General features: G+C 72.0%; 2 protein-coding genes. One reads left to right on the top strand and one right to left on the bottom strand.

The features are described from left to right. Positions 1-185: 185 nt before the first annotated feature. Positions 186-761: a LysR substrate-binding domain-containing protein gene (locus tag ACIQOV_RS41725; protein ID WP_401056402.1), complete on the bottom strand. Its 576-nt coding sequence runs from the start codon at positions 759-761 to the stop codon at positions 186-188. Positions 762-868: 107 nt separating this feature from the next. Here ACIQOV_RS41725 and ACIQOV_RS41720 point away from each other — a divergent pair. Further along, positions 869-1,312: fibronectin type III domain-containing protein (locus ACIQOV_RS41720; RefSeq protein ID WP_401056400.1), on the top strand; the 444-nt coding region annotated here is incomplete at its 3' end.

Here is a 1,312-nt window from a genome sequence, read left to right as displayed (position 1 = left end):
CCTGAGGAACCCCCGAGGAACCCCTGACCCGGGCAGACGGCGGCCGCACGGCCTGACCCCTCAACGGGCAGACACTGCACCGTCGTTCGACCGTTCGCCCCGGCCCGCCACGGAGTCGGACGCCGCGGTGAACGCCCGCACGAGGGGACGGTCGTCTCCCCGGCGGGTGGCCAGAAGGACCCGGCTCACGGCGGGCGGCCCGTCGAGTTCGAGGCGCCGTGCGCCCGCGGGGAGCAGCGCGGTGACGCTGTGGAGGGCGATGGTGACGCCGAGGCCGGCGCGACGAACATGATGATGGTGTGCCAGTTGGAGCACTCCTGGGCGACCCGGACATCGTTGCCGGTGTCCCGGATGGGCTGGGTGTTCACCTCGAAGGCGTGGGCTCCCGCCGAGCGCGGGAACAGGATCAGGGGGTCGGCGGCGAGCGCCGCCGCGTTCACCCGGCCGTTCCCGGCGGCGGGGTGGTCGGTGGGGACGACCGCGACGAGGCGTTCCGTTGTCAGGAGGGCGAGGTCGATGTCGTCGCGTTCGTATTGGACACCTGGGTGGGCGGAGCCGGAGGCTGACGTGGTGCCGTTCAGGGAAGGGAACCGCCCGGGCGTGGATCCCGGCCGATGGACTGGTCGGCCACCGCCGGACTCGAACGCGATCCCAACTACTACGCGGTGGATCCCCGCGGCTACACCCTCACCTCCGACTTCACCGCGACAGCGACCGCCAAGGCGTCGATCGAGGGCAAACTGGGCATCGCCTACAAGCACGAGACGCGGCGCGATCCGCTGCTGACCATCAAGCCGGCGACCTGCGTGACGGTGTACGCGGTCGTGCTGTGCCCCTCGCTGACGGTGTACAGGCGGTCACCTGGTCCATGGCACCCGGATCGCTGGGCACCGTCGACCAGAGCGGCCTCTACACCCCGCCGCACCCGCGCCCCGGCCAGTACGTCGACCTGGTCACCGCCACCACCGCCGGCACGCCCACCTGCCCGCCGGCCACCGTTCGGGCGGCCGTCCACCACGGGGCGAGCCTGCCGGGTGCCCCCAAGAAGCCCGCGATCAGCCCGGACGGCTCGACCGTCACCTGGACCGCTCCCTCCGACGGCGGCAGCGCCATCGAGGAGTACGTGGTGACCGTGGACCACGATCCCAGCAACCCTGCCGGTACCGAAACCGTCCTGGGAACCGTGCCCGGCACCTCGACGTCACTGACCATCCCCGCCGACCGCGTCGCGCAGATCGAAGCGGACCATGCCAGGGTGCGGGTCACAGCGGTGAACAGCCGCGGGCAAGGCCCCGCCTCCGCCCTGTCACAC

It is taken from the genome of Kitasatospora sp. NPDC091257 (assembly GCF_044757675.1).
Classification (GTDB): domain Bacteria; phylum Actinomycetota; class Actinomycetes; order Streptomycetales; family Streptomycetaceae; genus Kitasatospora; species Kitasatospora lactacystinica.
The sequence above is the reverse complement of the archived record's forward strand: the minus strand, read 5'-3'. Positions and strand labels throughout refer to the sequence as shown.